General features: G+C 72.6%; 17 protein-coding genes. 8 read left to right on the top strand and 9 right to left on the bottom strand.

Going from position 1 to position 17,093, the window contains the following annotated elements:
* Window positions 1-311 precede the first annotated feature (311 nt).
* A complete protein-coding gene (locus AB0M79_RS14400; protein ID WP_364212627.1) occupies window positions 312-1,838 on the top strand; it encodes a glycosyltransferase family 2 protein in 1,527 nt (508 codons plus the stop codon).
* A 27-nt stretch (window positions 1,839-1,865) separates the two neighbouring features.
* Here AB0M79_RS14400 and AB0M79_RS14405 read toward each other — a convergent pair whose 3' ends face one another.
* Complete coding sequence (locus AB0M79_RS14405; RefSeq protein WP_364212630.1) at window positions 1,866-2,849, bottom strand: glycosyltransferase family 2 protein; 984 nt, start codon at window positions 2,847-2,849, stop codon at window positions 1,866-1,868.
* 244 nt (window positions 2,850-3,093) lie between these two features.
* On the opposite strand from AB0M79_RS14405, the gene AB0M79_RS14410 reads away from it, so the two are divergent.
* Both AB0M79_RS14410 and AB0M79_RS14415 read left to right on the top strand, forming a co-directional pair.
* On the top strand, window positions 3,094-4,044 hold the full coding sequence (locus AB0M79_RS14410; RefSeq protein WP_364212633.1) for a TIGR03557 family F420-dependent LLM class oxidoreductase: 951 nt from the start codon (window positions 3,094-3,096) through the stop codon (window positions 4,042-4,044).
* A gap of 115 nt (window positions 4,045-4,159) precedes the next feature.
* On the top strand, window positions 4,160-5,344 hold the full coding sequence (locus AB0M79_RS14415) for a zinc-dependent alcohol dehydrogenase (protein ID WP_364212636.1): 1,185 nt from the start codon (window positions 4,160-4,162) through the stop codon (window positions 5,342-5,344).
* Here AB0M79_RS14415 and AB0M79_RS14420 read toward each other — a convergent pair whose 3' ends face one another.
* The 4 genes from AB0M79_RS14420 to AB0M79_RS14435 form a co-directional block, all read right to left on the bottom strand.
* On the bottom strand, window positions 5,345-6,193 hold the full coding sequence (locus tag AB0M79_RS14420) for an SDR family oxidoreductase (RefSeq protein WP_364212639.1): 849 nt from the start codon (window positions 6,191-6,193) through the stop codon (window positions 5,345-5,347).
* Window positions 6,194-6,250: 57 nt separating this feature from the next.
* On the bottom strand, window positions 6,251-6,727 hold the full coding sequence (locus tag AB0M79_RS14425) for a hemerythrin domain-containing protein (RefSeq protein ID WP_364212641.1): 477 nt from the start codon (window positions 6,725-6,727) through the stop codon (window positions 6,251-6,253).
* 183 nt (window positions 6,728-6,910) lie between these two features.
* Entirely contained in the window at window positions 6,911-7,864 is a 954-nt protein-coding gene (locus AB0M79_RS14430) for a cation diffusion facilitator family transporter (RefSeq protein ID WP_364212644.1), read from the bottom strand.
* Window positions 7,861-8,580 carry a transporter substrate-binding domain-containing protein gene (locus tag AB0M79_RS14435; RefSeq protein ID WP_364212647.1) on the bottom strand — a complete coding sequence of 240 codons (720 nt, stop codon included), beginning with the start codon at window positions 8,578-8,580 and terminating at the stop codon, window positions 7,861-7,863. The genes AB0M79_RS14430 and AB0M79_RS14435 overlap by 4 nt, the downstream gene beginning before the upstream one ends.
* A gap of 420 nt (window positions 8,581-9,000) precedes the next feature.
* Between AB0M79_RS14435 and AB0M79_RS14440 the strand changes: the two genes are divergently transcribed.
* Entirely contained in the window at window positions 9,001-10,353 is a 1,353-nt protein-coding gene (locus AB0M79_RS14440) for a glutamine synthetase family protein (RefSeq protein ID WP_364212650.1), read from the top strand.
* On the top strand, window positions 10,341-11,135 hold the full coding sequence (locus AB0M79_RS14445) for a hypothetical protein (RefSeq protein WP_364212653.1): 795 nt from the start codon (window positions 10,341-10,343) through the stop codon (window positions 11,133-11,135). The genes AB0M79_RS14440 and AB0M79_RS14445 overlap by 13 nt, the downstream gene beginning before the upstream one ends.
* Before the next feature lie 20 nt (window positions 11,136-11,155).
* Here the strand turns inward: AB0M79_RS14445 and AB0M79_RS14450 are convergent, their stop codons facing one another.
* The 3 genes from AB0M79_RS14450 to AB0M79_RS14460 all read right to left on the bottom strand — a co-directional run bounded on the left by AB0M79_RS14450 (window position 11,156) and on the right by AB0M79_RS14460 (window position 13,610).
* Complete coding sequence (locus AB0M79_RS14450; RefSeq protein ID WP_364212656.1) at window positions 11,156-12,361, bottom strand: cytochrome P450; 1,206 nt, start codon at window positions 12,359-12,361, stop codon at window positions 11,156-11,158.
* Window positions 12,362-12,418: 57 nt separating this feature from the next.
* A complete protein-coding gene (locus AB0M79_RS14455) occupies window positions 12,419-12,730 on the bottom strand; it encodes a TraR/DksA C4-type zinc finger protein (RefSeq protein WP_357539245.1) in 312 nt (103 codons plus the stop codon).
* 76 nt (window positions 12,731-12,806) lie between these two features.
* Window positions 12,807-13,610: a cell shape-determining protein MreB gene (locus AB0M79_RS14460; protein WP_364212660.1), complete on the bottom strand. Its 804-nt coding sequence runs from the start codon at window positions 13,608-13,610 to the stop codon at window positions 12,807-12,809.
* Window positions 13,611-14,078: 468 nt separating this feature from the next.
* Between AB0M79_RS14460 and AB0M79_RS14465 the strand changes: the two genes are divergently transcribed.
* The 3 genes from AB0M79_RS14465 (at window position 14,079) to AB0M79_RS14475 (ending at window position 15,503) form a co-directional block, all read left to right on the top strand.
* Window positions 14,079-14,282, top strand: a complete 204-nt coding sequence (locus tag AB0M79_RS14465) for a hypothetical protein (protein WP_364212663.1) — start codon at window positions 14,079-14,081, stop codon at window positions 14,280-14,282.
* Window positions 14,283-14,465: 183 nt separating this feature from the next.
* Entirely contained in the window at window positions 14,466-15,227 is a 762-nt protein-coding gene (locus tag AB0M79_RS14470; protein ID WP_364212666.1) for a rod shape-determining protein, read from the top strand.
* Between the two features lie 33 nt (window positions 15,228-15,260).
* A complete protein-coding gene (locus AB0M79_RS14475; protein WP_364212669.1) occupies window positions 15,261-15,503 on the top strand; it encodes a potassium transporter TrkA in 243 nt (80 codons plus the stop codon).
* 28 nt (window positions 15,504-15,531) lie between these two features.
* Here AB0M79_RS14475 and AB0M79_RS14480 read toward each other — a convergent pair whose 3' ends face one another.
* Window positions 15,532-16,746: a helix-turn-helix domain-containing protein gene (locus AB0M79_RS14480; RefSeq protein ID WP_364212672.1), complete on the bottom strand. Its 1,215-nt coding sequence runs from the start codon at window positions 16,744-16,746 to the stop codon at window positions 15,532-15,534.
* Between the last annotated feature and the right edge of the window lie 347 nt (window positions 16,747-17,093).

Below are 17,093 nucleotides of genomic sequence, written 5' to 3' on the forward strand. Positions count from 1 at the left end.
GCCGGGTACAGCCCGACCGGACCCCGCCGGAGGGTGTTGTTGATCCCGGGTTCCGGTTCCGTACACGTGGGGGTGCTAGCGTCCGGCCGGCGCGGGCAGGGCGCGGCATCCTGGCCGCCGGGGTCCACCCGGCGCCTGCGGTGTTCCCGGCCCGCCCTGTCGGCGTCGGCCCGGTCGACCATGGGTTCACCGGCCGGCATTCCCTCGTAGGTCGGGTCTGGTGTCCAGTGAGTCGTACTCCCCGCGTACTCCGTAACGACTGGTCGTCGGTGACCCCGCCCGGTTTGGACGGATGGCGGCCGGAGCTGACGGTGAGCGTGGTCATCCCCGCCTTCCAGTGCCAGCCCACGCTCGACCTGACCCTGGCGTCGCTCAGCCGGCAGACCTACCCCGCCGACCTGCTCGAGGTCGTCGTCGTGGACGACGGGTCTGATCCACCGCTGGCCCTGCCCCCGGTCCGGCCCGAGCGGACGGTGCTGTTGCGGGCCGAGTCCGGCTGGGGGCGGGCGAACGCGCTGCGCCTCGGCGCGGCGCACAGCAGCGGGCAGATCCTCCACTGGCTCGACGCGGACATGGTGGTGTATCCGGAGCACGTCGCGGCCCAGGCCCGGTGGCAGCACGTGCTGCCCTACGCGGTGACACTCGGCTACAAACGGTTCGTCGACCCGGACGTGGACGGGCCGTGGCCGTCGCCGCGGGTGGTCGACGAGGCGGCGGGCCGGGGGGCGCTCGGGGACCTGTTCGGTGGCCGCACCGGCGAGCCGCACGTCTACGTCGAGCGTTACGTCGCGCAGACGGACCAGCTCCGGACCGCCGACCACCACGCGTTCAAGATCCATGTCGGGGCCACCGCCGCGCTGCGCCGCGAGTTGTACGACGCCGCGGGCGGCCTCGACCCGCGGCTGCGCCTGGGCGAGGACACCGAACTCGGCTACCGGCTGGCCCAGGCCGGCGCGGTGTTCGTACCGGAACCACAGGCCCGCAGCTGGCATCTCGGGCGCACGCACGTCATGAAGGCACGCGAGCAGGTCGCCCGCTACAACCGTCCGTTCCTGGCCGACCGCATCCCGTTCCCCCGCAACTGGCGCAAGGTCGGCGGACCGACCTGGACCGTTCCGCTGGTCGAGGTGGTGGTCGCGGTCGAGGACGAGCCGCTGGAGCGGGTACGGGCGGCCGTCGACTCCGTTCTGCGCGGCGCGGAGCACGATGTCCGGGTCAACCTCGTCGGCCCGTGGGACCGGCTCGACGACTCGCGGGTGCGGGTGCTGGCCGACCCGTTGCTCGACCTGCGGCTGATCGCCGCCACCTATCACGGCGAACCCCGCGTCCGGCTGGTCACCGAACGGCCCACGTCGGCGTTCCCGGCGCCGTACCTCCTCGAACTGCCGGCCGCGTACGGCCTGGCGCCGGACGCCCTGCGGCACCTGGTCGATCTCGCCGACCGCCACCAGGTCGGTCTGGTCCGCGTCGGCCCACCCCGGGGCGACGGGCCGGGGGCGCCCGTCATGCTGTGGCGGACCGCCGCGCTCGGGCGGGCGCGGTGGGTACGGGCCGACGGTGAGTCGCTGTTCGACGCGGTCGACTCGGTGTACGGCCACCGGGACGTCACCGCCACGGAGGTCGGCGTCACCGACCTGTCTGGTCCCGAGCCCGGGCAGCCCGGTGCCGGCGGTGCGACCGCCGGCAGGCGGCCCGTTCTGGTGCCGTCGACCGTCGAGGTGGAGGGGGTGCGGTCGCTGGCCAGGGCAACCGTCGTGGTCGCCTGGCTGGCGGGGCGGCGGCTCAAGACCGTGCTGCGCGCCCCGGTCCGGGCCACCCGCCGACGCGCCGACGGCTGACCGGCCGAGCGGCCGACGTCCCGACGGCTACGCCGCCGGGACGCCCTCGGCCATCTCCGGCCGGCCGGCGGGCGACCGGCCGCGCCGCTTGAGGATCAGGTCCCGCACGCTGCGCCGGAGCTGCGGCGGGATCAGCCAGACCTGAAGGAAGGTCACGTAGTCGAGCGGTCCGGGCCGCCCGTGCCGGCGGGCCTCCCGCAGCAGCGTCCGGAACACGCGCGGGCTGCGGGTGTGCGCCGCCATCGAACTGACCACGCTCATCGTGATGGCGGCGTACGCCCGTGGCGTGAGCAGCGGCCGGCTGCGCCGCAGCCATTCCAGTTGCTCGTTCCACGGTGAACTCAGGCTGATCCGCGGCCGGTTCTCGTCCTGGTGCCAGATGACCAGCGGCTCGTCGGCGAACACGAGGTCGACGTCGTCGTGGTCGAGCGCCCGCAGGGTCCAGTCGAGTTCCTGCATCCGGGGCACCGCGGGATCGAACGGTACCCGGCGCAGCAGTTCGGTCGGAGCCATGATCGTGGACGTCTGGATGAATCCGTCGCCGTGGAACAACCCGCGCCGCACCGTCAGGTACTCGCTCAACGGCTCACCGTCCGCCGGCAGCCGGCGGGGTATGACGAACTCCCCGCGAGGTGTGCGGTTCACCAGCCGGCTCGCGACGATCGGCAGCGGAACCCGCGTCCGCCCGGCGAGGTCGAACTGCACGGCGAGCTTGTGGGCGAGCCACTCGTCGTCGTCGTCGAGCAGGGCGGTCCAGGGCGCCCGGGCCACCCGTACGCCCTCGTTGCGGGCGTTCGGCGCACCCCCCTGTGCGGCCAGTTCGACCACCCGGAGCCGGGCATCGGTGATCGCCGCGAGCGCGGCACCGGTCTCCCCGTCGGGCCCGTCGACCACGACGATGACCTCGATGTTCCCGAGGGTCTGCGCGAGTACACTGTGGACCGCGCGAGTCACCAGTGCCGGCCGGCCCCGGGTCGGGATGACCACGCTGACGTCAGGTGTAGAAGACATTTCGGACCCGCTATCAGTTCGAAAGACGAGGCATGCAAGGTCGGGCCCGTCCGGCACTGTCGGGCGAGGTGCCGTCGCGGTCGGGCAGGGCGGACGCTATGCGCCCTGGGCGGCCACCGGGTGAAGCCGAGATGGGGAACGGTCGTACAACTGGTCAGCAACAATCAATGCCGCACGGCGGTGTCCCGGAGACGCGTCGCGGGATCGCCAGGTTTGCCGGCTTACAGCCGGGGAAGCCGCCGCCATGCGGATCGGATACAAGCTCGCGGCCGAGGGATTCGGCCCGAAGGAACTCATCCGGCAGGCGATCCGTGCCGAACAGGCCGGTTTCGACTTCGTCGAGATCAGCGACCACTACCACCCCTGGCTGGACGTGCAGGGGCACTCGCCGTTCGCCTGGAACGTCCTCAGCGCGATCGCGCCCCAGACCACGACACTGGGGCTGGCGACCGGGGTCACCTGCCCCAGCATCCGATATCACCCGGCCATCGTGGCCCAGGCGGCGGCCACCCTCCAGATCATCTCCGACAACCGGTTCACCCTCGGCATCGGCGCCGGTGAGCGGCTAAACGAGCACGTGGTCGGCACCGGCGTCCCCAGCGTGCACGGCCGGCACGAGCGGCTCGGCGAGGCGCTGGACATCATCAACCTGCTCTGGAAGGGCGGCTACCGGTCGTACGAGGGCAAGCACCTGCGGCTGGAGGACGCGCGCATCTTCGACCTGCCCGAACAGCTGCCCGTCGTCGCGGTCGCCGCCGGCGGAAAGAACGCCGCGACGCTGGCCGCCACCCACGGCAGCGGGATGTTCGCCACCGAGCCACGCGGCGACCTGGTCGGGACGTACACGGCCGCGGGCGGCGCCGGACCGCGCTACGCCGAGGTGCCGATGGCGTGGGCGGCCACCGAGGACGAGGCCGTGCGGGAGGCGCTGCGGACCTCGCGGTGGGCGGTGCTCGGCTGGAAGGTGATGAGCGAGCTGCCCAATCCGGTCAACTTCGACGCGGCCTCGCGGCCGGTCACCGCCGACGACATCCGCGCGCAGTTCGCCGTCGGGCCGGCCCCGGAGCCGTACGTCGAGGCGGTGAAGAAGTTCACCGACGCGGGCTTCGACCACATCGTGTTGCAGAACGCCGGCCCGGATCCGGACGGCTTCCTCGACTTCTTCGCGCGTGAACTCCGGGGCCGTCTCACCTAGGCGGCCCCGCCCGGCTCGCGGCGCGGGTGCCGGCGAGGTCGGGGTGCCGGCGAGGTTCGGGAACGTGATTCCGGGTAGCAGATCTCCGACGGCGGCGACTCGGAGGTGCACCGGCATGAAGGCTCTGACCTGGCAGGGTAAGCGGGATGTCCGGGTGAGCGACGTCCCGGATCCGCGTATCGAGGAGCCCACCGACGCCGTCGTACGCGTGACGTCCACCGCGATCTGCGGCTCCGACCTGCACCTGTACGAGGTGCTCGGGGCGTATCTGAAGCCCGGCGACATCCTCGGGCACGAGGCGATGGGCATCGTGGAGGAGGTGGGGCCGGGGGTGGACCGGCTCCGGCCGGGCGACCGGGTCGTCGTACCGTTCAACATCGCGTGCGGTTCGTGCTGGATGTGCGAGCGCCAACTGTTCGCCCAGTGCGAGACGACCCAGGTCCGGTCCGCGGGCAAGGGAGCCGCGCTGTTCGGCTACACCTCCTTGTACGGGTCGGTGCCCGGCGGGCAGGCCGAATACCTCCGGGTTCCGCAGGCACAGTTCGGTCCGGTGAAGGTGCCGCCCGGCGGCGCGGACGAGCGCTACCTGTACCTGTCCGACATCCTGCCGACGGCATGGCAGGCGGTGCGGTACGCAGATGTACCGCCCGGCGGCAGCCTCGCCGTCTTCGGTCTCGGGCCGGTCGGGCAGTTCTGCGCCCGGGTGGGTCGGCACCTCGGCGCCGGGCGGGTCATCGGGCTGGATCTGGTGCCGGAGCGGTTGGCGATGGCCCGCCGCCATGGTGTCGAGGTCGTCGACGTGACCGGCCTCGACGACGTTCCCGGGGCACTGATCGACATGGTCGACGGAAGGGGCCCGGACGCGGTGATCGACGCGGTCGGCATGGAGGCGCACGGTTCGCCGTGGGGCAAGGCCGCCCAGGCCGCGGTCGGGCTGCTGCCGGACCGGGTGGCGCAGTCGATGACCGACCGGTTCGGGGTCGACCGGCTCAGCGTCCTGCACGCCGCGGTGAAGGCGGTCCGGCGGGGCGGCACGGTCTCGCTCTCCGGCGTCTACGGCGGTGAGGTCGACCCGATGCCGCTGATGGAGATGTTCGACCGGGGCGTCCAGGTGCGGATGGGGCAGGCACACGTCCGCCGGTGGACCGAGGAGATCCTGCCGGTCCTCGCGCGGGACGCCGACCCGCTCGGGGTGGCGGACCTGCGGACCCACCGGCTGCCGCTGGAGCGCGCCGCCGAGGGCTACGAGATCTTCCAGAAGAAGACGGACGGCTGTGTGAAGGTCGTGCTCGCGCCGTAGCTAGAGGATGGGCTTGCCGCCGGTCACCGGGATCATCGCCCCGGAGATGTAGCTGGCCTCGTCGGAGGCGAGCAGCACGTAGGCCGGGGCGACCTCCTTCGGCTGTCCGGGGCGGCCGAGCGGACCGTTGCGGCCGAACTGTTCGACCTGCTCCGGCGGCATCGTGGACGGGATGAGCGGGGTCCAGATCGGGCCCGGGGCGACGCTGTTGACCCGGATTCCCCGCTCACCGAGCATCTGGGCCAGCCCTGCGGTGAAGTTGGCGATCGCGCCCTTGGTCGTGGCGTACGGCAGCAGGGTGGGGCGGGGCATGTCCGAGTTGATCGAACTCGTGTTGATGATCGACGCGCCGGGGCCCAGGTGTGGAAGCGCGGCGTGGACCAGCCGGAACATCGAGGTGATGTTGACGTCGAAGGTGTGCTGCCACTCGTGGTCGGTGATCTCCTCGATGGTCTCGTGGGTCATCTGGTAGGCCGCGTTGTTGACCAGCACGTCGATGCCGCCCAGTTCCTCGACGGCCCGGGCGATGACGTTCCGGCAGTGTGCCGGGTCGGCGAGGTCGCCGGGCACCGGCACCGCCCGCCGGCCGGCCCGCTCGACGAGCTTCGCGGTGCTCTCGGCGTCGTCGTGTTCGTCGAGGTAGGAGATCAGCACGTCGGCGCCCTCGCGGGCGAAGGCGATCGCGACCGCGCGGCCGATGCCGCTGTCGCCGCCGGTCACGATCGCCCTCTTGTCCCGCAGGCGTCCCGAGCCCTGATAGGAGTCCTCGCCGTGGTCGGGCTTGTGCCGCATGGCGGCCAGGGTGCCCGGTGGCTGTTGCCGGTCCTCGAACTGCTGTTGCCCGCTCATGTCACGGTTCCTTCCCGCCGTCCGGTGGGGCCGTGACGCACGCCGGGTGCCGGGCGGTCAGGCCTTCGCCGAGGTGAGTGCCAGAGGGTCGGCCGGCGCCTTCGACCTGGCGGCGGTCATCTGCTCGCCGAGTTCGACGAGGCGGTTACGACCGAGGTTCTTGCGAACCTCCGGAAACCACTCCTTCTCCTCTTCCTCCACGTGGTGCCGCACGTTCTCGATCAGCACGGTGACCTTGGCGTCGAAGGTCTCGTCACCCGGGTCGAGGTCACGCAACTCCGACAGCAGCCAGGCGACCACGTGGTGTTCCTCCACCGATTCCAGCACGTGCTCGGTCGTGTCGGGTGCCTCTTCGCGGACCGCCGGGTAGAAGATGGTCTCCTCGATGAACGCGTGTGTCGTCAACTCCTTGATCATGTTGTCGACCAGGGCACGCTTCGCCTTCGGCGTGGCATCCTTGTGGGTCTTCTCGAACTTCTTGAACAGGTCCTCGACCGTCTTGTGGTCTTCACGCAGCATCACGATGCCGTCCATGTCGATCCCCTTCTCCGGTGTCCATCCGGGCAGCGTCCGCTCACCCGGCTCTCACCTGGGCAGATGCCCGAGGCGGATCGATCGCAAACCGCTCCGTGCCGCCCTCACCGCGGGACCGGGACCGCACGATCCCGCCGCACCGCGTCCCGACCCGCCCAGGAGCGGCTTTGTCCTCAGACCGGCTCAGTCGTGCTCGATGCGGGAGACCGGGGCGACCACCAGGTCGTGCATACGCCAGTCGAAGTCGCGTACGAACGCCGACAGTTCCTCGAGGCGGTGCACCAGCCGGTCGGTGTCGGTCCGGGGGACCACGAGAAGTTCACCGACGAAGACGTGACCCTCCTCGCGGACCCGCAGCCAGGCGTCGTTGATCCAGTCGTGGTCGCGGACCGCGGCCAGCAACCGGTCCGGCAGCGGATGGGGGCGGCTGCCGTCGACGACCCTGGGACGTTCGTCCATCAGGTCCCCCACCGCGCTGCGGGTCGTACGTATTCCGTCGCGGACGATGTCCCCGCCGATGACCAGGGCTGCTACGGCGTCGGCCCACCAGAGTCCGGCGCCGATGCCGAGCACGCCCAGGATCGCGGCACCGGCGGTGAGCCAGTCCGCCCGGTTCATCTCGGCATCGGCGTAGAGGACCTTGTCGTGCAGTTCGCGGGCGATCCGCTGCTTGATCCGGCCGAGCACGATCGCCGGAACCATCGTGACGAGCAGCACCGCCACCATCAGCCAGCCCAGCCAGAACTGGAACCCGAGCACCTCGACCAGACCGATCGGTGCCCGCTCGCGGGCGATCAGGCGGGTCAGCGAATCGTAGACGACGTACCCGCCGAGCCCGAGCAGGGCGACGGAGCCGGCCAGGAACGCGGCGCTGACCGACCGGTGGTAGCCGTACGGGAATCGCCGGTTGGGTCTGCGGTTGCGGTACCGGGCGGCGATCAGGAACACGACCGGCGGCACCAGCCCCAGCATGTCCTCGATCCACGCCGCCTTCATCGCCTGCGACTGCCCGAGCGTCACCGCGAGCAGCGACACCGCGACGACGAAGAACGCGATCGTCACCCACTCCAGCCGCACCGCGCGGCGGTGCAGCTCGGCCCGGTCCGGGGGCATCTCGAACCGGTCGTAGACCCTCATGAGCCGGCCCCCGGCCGCTCCGCCTCGACCAGCAGCCGCGTCACCTCGGCGTGCGACAAACCAAGCAGGAACCGCTCCACCTCGACCTGCCAGCCGTTCTCCCCCGGCGGGACCGCCCACACGTGGTCCTGCCCGCCCAGGTCGTGCCCGGATTCGTCCAGTCCGAGCGCGGCGACCCGCCACTCGCCGACGACGACCGGAATCGTCTCCGCGCCGGTCACCTCCGGAACCGGTACGACCACCGCCCCCTCGCCGGCCAGCGCCGCGACCTCGGCGGTGCCGGCCGGGACGGCTACCCGTACGTCGTCGAGATCGTCGGGTACGGCCACCCCGGGCCGGGCCGCCACGACCGTCCGCGTCGTCACGTAGGGGCGGGTGAACGAGGCGGACCCGGTCCACGGCGCCTTCGCGTCCAGCCCGCCGATGACCAGGTCGAGCACCCGGTCCTTGACGGCGGCCATCAGCGTCGACTCCGAACCCGGATACCACTCGACCCGCGCCCCGAGGCGCCCCGCCAACCGGCGTACCAGTCGGGCCTCGGCACCGGCCACGACGCCGTCGTCGGCCACGGTCGTCCACGGCGGGTTCTCGGTCACGCCGACCCGCAACACACCGTCACGCACGTGTGCCAACGTGTCGCCGGCGTCAGCCGGCCAGCCCCGACATCCGGTGGCCAGCAGCAGGAGGGCCACCAGGACCGCAACGAGCCGTCGCATGCCGCCTCCCAACTCCGGCACCCCCGATGACCATCTCCTACCCAATCCGGGGACCAACCACGCCGGCATCACCCGACGGATGACCCGGTCGTTGGACCCGACCCGCGGTCCCACCTCGCACGGCGGCCGGCGCCGGCCGGTAGATGTCCGTCCACTCCGGACGGAGCGGCGGGTCGGTCCGGCGGGATGATGCCGGGAGGGAGCGGTGGGCCGATCCTGACTATCATCCGGTTCGAAGGTGATCGCATCCTTGCCGCGGATAGTTCAGATCTCTACCCTAACCTCCTAAAACCATAGGAGAAGTTGGTCATGCGGTGGCCGAATCCGCACATCGCCGCACCGGGCGCATCCTCCACCGGGACCCGGCTCCCCCGCCCTCCCGCCCGCTGACGAACGCACACGATCGAAGGAGCGAACCGTATGCCCGACAACCCGCCCGATCTCGCCGCCCGGGCCAGCGAACTGCGCCGGCAGGGCATCGTCGGTGTCACGATCGTCTGGGCCGACAACAACGGCATCCCACGCTCGCGAACCGTACCCGTCGCCGCGCTGGAACAGGTCGCCGAGCGCGGTGTCGGCGTCACCACCCTCCTCTCGGTGTTCAACTCCCACGACAGCATCACCTTCGGCCACGAAGGACTGTCCACACCGTCCGGAGACGTCCGGCTGATGCCGGTCATGGAACGGCTCGTCGCCCTGCGCGGCCAGCCGGCCTTCGCCTGGACGATCGGGCAGCACGTGGCCGCCGACGGCACGCCGTGGCCCTACGACCAGCGTTCGATCCTGGCGAGGCAGGTGGAAGCCGCGGCCCAGCGCGGGCTCCGGTTCCAGGCCGGCTGGGAACTGGAGTTCGTCCTCTCCCCGGCGGACGGCCGGCCCCTGCCGACCGGTCCGGCCTACGGCCCGGTGGCGCTGCTGTCGGTCGACGAGTTCGCCGCCGACCTCCTCAAGGATCTGGAGGCGAACGGTCTGCGCATCGGACAACTGCACGCGGAGTACGGTCCGGCCCAGTTCGAGCTGAGCCTCGCGCCGGCCGACCCGCTGCGGGCCGCCGACGAACAGTTGCTGGCCCGCCAGACCGTCCATGCCGCCGCCCGTGCGCACGGACTACGCGCCAGCTTCGCGCCGCTGGTCACCACGACCGGCGTGGGTAACGGCTGGCACCTGCACACCTCGGTGTGGCGGGACGGCCGGAACCTCCTGCCCGGCACGGGCGACCACGGCCTCTCGCCCGAAGGCGAGGGATACCTGGCCGGCCTGCTCCGGGAGCTGCCCGCGCTGACCGCGCTGACCGCACCCAGCGTGCCGTCGTCCGCCCGGCTGCGGCCCGGCTACTGGTCCAGCGCGTACGCGATCTGGGGTCTGCAGAACAGGGAGGCCGCGCTGCGCTACATCCCCGGCACCCCGCTGCTCGGCGCCGACCAGGCCAACGTCGAGCTCAAACCGTCGGACGCCTCCGCCAACCCCTACCTGGCGCTGGCCGCCGTGATCGCGGCGGGTCTCGCCGGGGTCGAGGAGAAGCTCTCGTTGCCGGCACCGGTCCAGGACAACCCGGGCACCTGGTCGGAGGAGCAGCGGGCGGCCGCCGGTGTCCACCGGCTTCCCGCCACCCCTGCCGAACAGGCGGCCGCACTGGAGCGGAGCACCCTGCTCCAGGCGGCGCTGGGCCCGGCCGCCTACGGGGCGTTCCGCGCGGTGCGGGACGCCGACCGGGCCTGGGCCGCCGAACGCTCGGCGGAAGAGGTCGTCGAGGCACATCTGTGGAAGTACTGATCGAACAGGTGGAGTGGTTCCCGGGCGTGGCCGGTGTTCTCGAACACCACGCCCGGGCGCTGCCCCAGCCCGACCAACTCTGCGGCCCGTTCTGGGCGGCACTCGCCACCGGCACCGACGTACGGACCTGTGCGCTCGCCTCCGGCACCAGGATCTGGCCCCACGACCTGCCGGGGAGCCGGCCGTCCGGGGAGCCACCGGCGACGTCGGCCTGGCCCGGCCTGCCCCGCGCGGGCTCGTCCGGCCACGCCGGCACCTCGGCGCGGGGGGTCGGCGCCGCCGTCGTCGCGGCGTCCCGGGGCGCCCTGGCCGCGGTCCCGGTCACCGGGCAGTGGACGGTGCCCCGGCTCGCCGCCGTGCTGGCGATGTTGGCGAGCGGGCTGCCCGCGACACCCGTCGCCAACCTCGACACCGCCGAACTGACCGGGAGCACCGATGCGGCCGGCCTTCAGCGCTACCTCGACGCGGGAGACGACAGCGCACTGACCCCACACCCGTGGCGCACCGGGCACTTCGCGATGCCCGCGGGTCTGCTCCGTGGCCGGCGCGGGACGCTGGTCGCCATTGCCGACACCTATCCCAGCCTCGGTCACCGGGGGATCCACCTGCAACCGGTGGAGCGCCTGACCGGCGCACTCGCCCGCCGGCAACCGGGAACCGGCGGAATCCTCCTGGCGGTCGGAGCCGGCCTGGCCGACGACACCGCCGCACGGATCGAGGACCTCGGACTTGAGGCGAGGTGGTGGGACAACGGCACGCCGTACCCGGCCGACCGCCTTTGAGGAATGACGGTGCGGCCGGGTCAGCCGGTGGTGACCGGCAGCGCGGCGAAGCCGCGTAGCACCAGCCGGTCACGGCGCTTCGCCGGGCCGGCCAGGCTCAGCCGGGGCAGCATCGCCAGCAGCAGCGGAAACGCGACCTGGGCCTCCAGCCGGGCGAGTGGCGCGCCGAGGCAGTAGTGGGCGCCGCCACCGAACGAGACCGGCTGGATGTTCGGCCGGTCCGGGTCGAAGCGGTGCGGGTCGGGGTAGCGTGCCGGGTCCCGGTTGGCGGATCCGAGCAGCATGGTCAACTCCGCGCCGCTGTCGACCCGCAGCCCGTCGCCGAGATCCAGCGGGCTGGTCGTGAACCGGGAGGTCAGCTGCACCGGGGAGTCGTACCGGAGGATCTCCTCGACGAACGCGGGCGCGAGGTCCGGGTCGGCGCGCAACCGGTCGGCCTGCTCGGGATGCTCCAGCAGGATCCGGATGCCGGTGCCGAGCAGGTTGGTGGTGGTCTCGAAACCGGCGACCAGCAGCAGCACCAGATTGGCGAGCAACTCCTCGCCGGTCAGCGCGGCACCGGCGGTGTCGTCGTCGCGCGCGGCGACGAGCGCACTGGTCAGATCCTCCCGTGGGGCCCGGCGGCGCTCCCCGATCAGGCCGGTGAAGTATGCCTCGAGTTCGCGGCCGGCCACGTCGGCGAGCCGCATCTCCTCGTCGGTGCTGATCGGCTCCAGCACCACGGTCAGGTCGGCGGCCCGCTGCCGGAACCACGCCCGGTCCGCCTCCGGGACGCCGAGCAGCGCGCAGATCACGCCGACCGGCAGCGGGTACGCGAACGCGCTCATGAAGTCCGCGCTGCCCGGCATCGCCTTGATCAGATCCTCGGCCTGGCCGGCGATGACGTCGCGCATCGCGGCGACCCGGCGGGCGGTGAAGGTGGCCGCGGCCGCCCGGCGCATCCGGGTGTGGTCCGGTGGATTCGTCTGCAGCATGGACAGCACGATCGAGGCGACGCCGCGGTTATGCCGCCAGTCCGGCCAGAAGGCGTCGTAGTCGGCGGCGTCCGCGACCCGCAGACTCGGTTCGCGCAGCAGGCGGCTGGTGAGCGCGTGGGTGGTGACGAACCAGCGGCCGTCGAACGCCTGGAAGACCGGCGCGTGCGCCCGGACCACGTCATAGGCCGGGTACGGGTCGAGGCGTCCCTCCGGCAGGAACAGCGACGCGAGCGCGGCCTGATGATCCATCCTCTGCTCCCCCGGTAGACGAACGCGGTGCTCCCATCATGCCCCGGAGTTCCTGGGCTACGCCCGCTGGCAGGTGACGCAGTACCGGGCGTGCGGCAGGATCTCCAGGCGTCCCATCGGGATCTCCCCACCGCACCGGTCGCAGCGGCCGTAGGTGCCTTCCGACATCCGGCGCAACGCTTCGGCGGTCCCGGCGAGCCCGTCCCGGGCGGTGGTCAGCAGCCCGTTGAGGGTGTCCGGGTCGTGTCCCCCACGCCCCGGCTGTCGACTGTGCACGGTCAGTTCGGTGAGCTGTTCGGTGTATTGCTGGAACTGTTCCTCGAGCCGGACCCGTAGGCGCTCGACGGGGTCCTGGACGGTGTCGGTCACGGCGTACTCCTTGGATGGGACTGGTGGTCTTCGGCCTCGGGGGCCGGAGCCTCGGGTTGCCGGGTGGCCAGGTGGGTCAGCCGGCGGTCGGGTGGCGGATCGCGGCCATCGCCGCGAGGCTGGCGCCGGTGAGCGCCACGGTGTGCGGTGCCGCGGCAGGGTGCACCGAGGTACGTAGCCGGCTCACCAATTGGGTGGTGAGGTCCGGCCGGGTCGCTCCGTCGCCGACGAGAACGAGGCCGCGGGTCAGCGCCCGTGAGGCGAAGCGGTGCGTGTCGGCCTGCTGACACACGTCGCGCAGTGCGCGCACGACGGTGTCGGCGAGCATGTCCACTCCGGCGCCCCGGGCCAGGTCGCGGGTGCCGAGGTCGGCCCGGCGGGCGGCGACGACGTGGCCGCCGTCCAGCATCGCGACCTCGGTCAGTTCCGCCCCGATGTCGGCGATGAGCAACCGGCCGGTCGCCGCGCCGGCGCCGATCGCCGCCGCACGCAGGGTGTCGATGAACAGCAGCCGCGACGGGGCGAACACCTGGGTGAGCACCCGGCGGGTCAACTGCTGGTCGGCCGGGGTCGCCAGCACCGGGCGGCAGGCCACGACGACCGCGCCGGCCGGTACCGGGTCGTGGTAGTCGAGCAGCAGGCGGGACAGCAGCGCGACGCTTCCGGGTCCGTCGATGATCCGGGCCCGGCGGATCAGGGGCGTCCGGCCCTCGTTCGTCGGCGCCGCGGTGACCCCTCGTTCTCCGGCCCAGAGCGTCAGGTACGCGCTACCGAGGTCGACCGCGACCGGGGTAGGCGACGTCATGACGGCCGCTGCCGGGCCGTGCGGCGCGGATCGCCGGGCGGCGGCCGGGCGGCGGGTGCCGAGGTGTGTCGTCATGCCGATCCCCTCTCGACTTCGGGTACGACGGCGGTGGTGGAACGCGGGGCCACGGGCGGATACGCCCGCCGGGCCGTCGGCGCGAACCGGAACGGCTGGAATCAGTTGCCGGACACGACGGCGCGGCGGACGCGCCGACGGTGACGCGGTCCCGGACCGGGCGGACCGCCTGCCGCGCGCCCTATCGGGCGGCGGGCGCGGGACGGCCCCGGTCCGGGACCGCCGGCGGGGCGACCGGGGGTAGCGGGCCACGGCTTCGCCACACGGGTCGTCATCACCGCCTCCTGGCAGGGTCGCAACAGCACCTGGAGCCACCAGCGTGGCCGGCGGTCACCCCGGTCGACAGGGGTGGCCGCCGGCCAACAACCCGGTCCGCTCGTTGCCGGGGTCCGGCAACGATCGGTCGGGCCGACGCCCATCGCGCCGAGATCGGTAGGCAGGGTCCGGCAACCGGGCTATGGTGGCGCCATGCCTGGCCGGAAGCATCGGACAACCATCGACGAGCAGCGGATGCTGTCGATGTTGTGGGTGCTGTCCGTGCTCGTGTCGGCCGCCCCGGCCGGCCGCGCGCCGTGGTGTCGGGTCGGGTCACCACGGCACCGGTGGACAGCCGGCCGCCGGCCGGTCTGGTCCGCCGACCGGGCTCCACCGGGGTACGCCCGCACCGGCTGACCGCGGTCGCCGGACCGGACCACGTCTTCCTCGGCCGGTTACCGGCCGCCTTCCCCATCCACCGATACGTGCCGCCCCGGCCGGTGACCGGCGGGATCGCGCCCGCGCGCGGTCCGGCCCACTCCCCTGCTGGTGGTGACTCTCGTGTTCGGTGCTGTCGTCGAACAACGGAGGCCGAACAAAGTGCTCGCTCCCGGGGCGTACGCCCGCGCGCGGGGCCGCTGCCCGATCGCCATCGACCTGGGCACCCTCAACGTACGGATCTGGCTGGCCGGTCACGACACGCTGGTCGCGCCGACCGTGGTCGCCCGGGCCTCCGCCGGCCGGTACCTGGCGGCCGGGCGGGACGCCCTGGACCTCGCCGAGCGGACCGGTACCCCGCTGGTGTGGCCGGTCCGCGACGGCGTCATCGCCGATCTGCCGGCCTGCGCGTATCTGCTGCGCAGCATGCTCGGTGCCGGGCCGGATCCGAAGCCGTCCCCGGTGCTGGTCGGGGTGCCGGCCACCGCCACCCTGATGCAGCGCAACATGCTGATCGCGACGGCCGGGCGGGCCACCGGTGGGCGGGTGTCCTGGGTGGAGGAACCCCTGGCGGCCAGCCTCGCCTGCGGCCCGAGTCTCGACGCGGACGACGAACTGGTCACCGTCGACATCGGACACGGGCGGACCGAGGTGGTCCAGGTCCACGGTGGCGAGGTGCTGGCCGCCCTGCGGGTCGACACGGTCAACCACGTCGACCAGGTCCCGGCGATCGCCCGGGCCGTACGGGGTCTGGCCGGTCCGCCCCGGCGACGGGGACGCCGCCGGCTACTGGTCACCGGGGGCGGCGCCGCGACCGTCGGGGTCGCCGGCCGGCTGGCGGCGTTGACCGGCCGGTCGGTGACCGTGCCCGAGAACCCCTGGCTGGCCACCATCCGGGGGCTCGGCCTGCTGCTCACCGCCTGATCCGCGGCACCTTCCCCACCGATTGGAGTTCCCATGCACGTCGAACGGACCGAGTTGCCCGGGATCGGGCTGCGTCAGGTCATCACGACCGCCGACGGCCGGCAGGTCGGTGTGGTCACCCACCTCGCCGGTGGCCGACGGGACCTGCTCTACGACGATCCGGGCGACCCGGACCGGATGTGGAGTCTCGCGTTGACCCGGGCCGAGGCGCTCACCCTCGCCGGGCTTCTGGGTCTGCCGGATGTCGTCGACCTGCCCGGCGAGGTCGCGTCGTGAGCAGGTGTCTCGACGGGGTGCTGCGGACTCAGGCGCCGGCGGGCAGCGGCTGGTTCGGCCAGTCCAGCGCCCGGGCGCCGAGCACCGCCGCCTGGAGGGTGAACCGGTCGGTCGGGTCGGCGGCGTCGTAACCGCTCAGCGCCCTGATCCGGGCCAGCCGGTAGGTGACCGCGCGGACCGACACGTGCAGGCGGCGGGCCGCCACCGTGGCGGTGCCGCCACTGGCGAAGTACGCCTCCAGCGTCTCGAGCAGCGGGCCGGCGCCGCCGCGGGCCCGATTCAACGGGACGAGTACGGCCTGGATGAGGTCGATGATCGCCGGTTGGTCGCGCAACAGCACGCGGTAGATCAACAGGTCGCGGGCGTCGACCACCGGTGTTTCCACCCGCAGCCGCCGGGCCATCGTGAGCGCGTCCCGGGCCTCCTCGTAGGAGCGGGCGATGCCGTACACCCCGGGGTAGGACCGGCCGACCGCGATCTGCCACGGCCTTCCCCGGGGCAGGCGGTCGAGTTCGGCGAGCATCAGCCGCCCCAACCCGGTCCCCGGACCGGCGCCGGCGTTCTCGGCGGCCCCGCCCGGCGCCGGTGCCAGCACCACGAGCAGCCCTTCCTTGGTGGCCACCAGTACGTCCCGGTCCCCCAACCGGTCGAAGATGACCCCTTCGAGCGCGCTGATGGCCGTCTCGGTGTCCGGAAGCCGGCGGCTCGGCGCGGCCAGCGCCACCTGGTGCACCCGCGCCAGGTCCAGGCCGAACGGCTCGGCCCGCTGGACCAACCCGCCCAGGTCCGACTCGCCGCGCAGCAGGTCGTCGACGAGTTCACGGCGTAGCGCCTCTTCCCGCCGGACCAGTTCCCGGCGCGCGACCGCGTACCCCTCGGCCAGGGTCGCCACCGCGTCGTCGAGCACGTGCAGCACCGCCTCGGCGGCGGCGCGGACCGCGTCACTGTCACCGGAACGCGTCAGCCGGGGCAGGTCCTGCCACATCCGGCGGGCGGCCGACAGGTAGAGCTGCACCACCCGGCCGGCGGAGACGCCCTGCTCGGCGGCGCGTCGGCCGAGCAGGCCGACGGCCTCCAGTTCGGCTCGCCTGGGGCGTCGGCCGGTCACCGCCGCGTCCACCAGCAGCCCGAGGTAGTCGCCGAGCAGTTCCACCGGCACGTCACCGGCGTCCCGGGCGGCCGCCTGCGCGACCCGGTCGAGCCAGGCGACGTCCGCGTCGCCGGCTCGTCGCCCGCCACCCATGCCCGCTCCGTCCTCCCGGTGCCCACTCCGACGTGACGCGGTCGGATGGTCACCCGCGGGCGGGCGCCCGACCGGGTCAGGATACCGCCGCGGCCCCGGACGGGTGCCGAGAGCGGCCACTGGCGGACGGCGTAGCGGATCGCCGACGAAATTGGTCAGACCACTCCCCGAGGGAGGGTGGGTCGAGGCTTGGACCCTCGCGAGGCTGACTTAACTTCATCCGGCATGACAAAGTTCCGCAAATAGGTCTAACTTACCCTTGCCACTTGCCCTCCATAACAGTCAGGTCACAGCTATTACGAGGACGGCCACCCCTGGACTAGGTTCCCAGCAGGCATGAGGTCAGA

This window comes from Polymorphospora sp. NPDC051019 (assembly GCF_040683055.1).
In the GTDB taxonomy this organism is placed as follows: domain Bacteria; phylum Actinomycetota; class Actinomycetes; order Mycobacteriales; family Micromonosporaceae; genus Polymorphospora; species Polymorphospora lycopeni.

Excerpts from the sequence above, each read along its gene's own strand:
- AB0M79_RS14460 (WP_364212660.1), bottom strand. The coding sequence starts at position 13,610 with ATGACGACACACCTCGGCACCCGCCGCCCGGCCGCCGCCCGGCGATCC.
- AB0M79_RS14405 (WP_364212630.1), bottom strand. The coding sequence starts at position 2,849 with ATGTCTTCTACACCTGACGTCAGCGTGGTCATCCCGACCCGGGGCCGG.
- AB0M79_RS14425 (WP_364212641.1), bottom strand. The coding sequence starts at position 6,727 with ATGGACGGCATCGTGATGCTGCGTGAAGACCACAAGACGGTCGAGGAC.
- AB0M79_RS14465 (WP_364212663.1), top strand. The coding sequence starts at position 14,079 with ATGCCTGGCCGGAAGCATCGGACAACCATCGACGAGCAGCGGATGCTG.
- AB0M79_RS14435 (WP_364212647.1), bottom strand. The coding sequence starts at position 8,580 with ATGCGACGGCTCGTTGCGGTCCTGGTGGCCCTCCTGCTGCTGGCCACC.
- AB0M79_RS14420 (WP_364212639.1), bottom strand. The coding sequence starts at position 6,193 with ATGAGCGGGCAACAGCAGTTCGAGGACCGGCAACAGCCACCGGGCACC.
- AB0M79_RS14410 (WP_364212633.1), top strand. The coding sequence starts at position 3,094 with ATGCGGATCGGATACAAGCTCGCGGCCGAGGGATTCGGCCCGAAGGAA.
- AB0M79_RS14480 (WP_364212672.1), bottom strand. The coding sequence starts at position 16,746 with ATGGGTGGCGGGCGACGAGCCGGCGACGCGGACGTCGCCTGGCTCGAC.
- AB0M79_RS14430 (WP_364212644.1), bottom strand. The coding sequence starts at position 7,864 with ATGAGGGTCTACGACCGGTTCGAGATGCCCCCGGACCGGGCCGAGCTG.
- AB0M79_RS14475 (WP_364212669.1), top strand. The coding sequence starts at position 15,261 with ATGCACGTCGAACGGACCGAGTTGCCCGGGATCGGGCTGCGTCAGGTC.
- AB0M79_RS14415 (WP_364212636.1), top strand. The coding sequence starts at position 4,160 with ATGAAGGCTCTGACCTGGCAGGGTAAGCGGGATGTCCGGGTGAGCGAC.
- AB0M79_RS14440 (WP_364212650.1), top strand. The coding sequence starts at position 9,001 with ATGCCCGACAACCCGCCCGATCTCGCCGCCCGGGCCAGCGAACTGCGC.
- AB0M79_RS14450 (WP_364212656.1), bottom strand. The coding sequence starts at position 12,361 with ATGGATCATCAGGCCGCGCTCGCGTCGCTGTTCCTGCCGGAGGGACGC.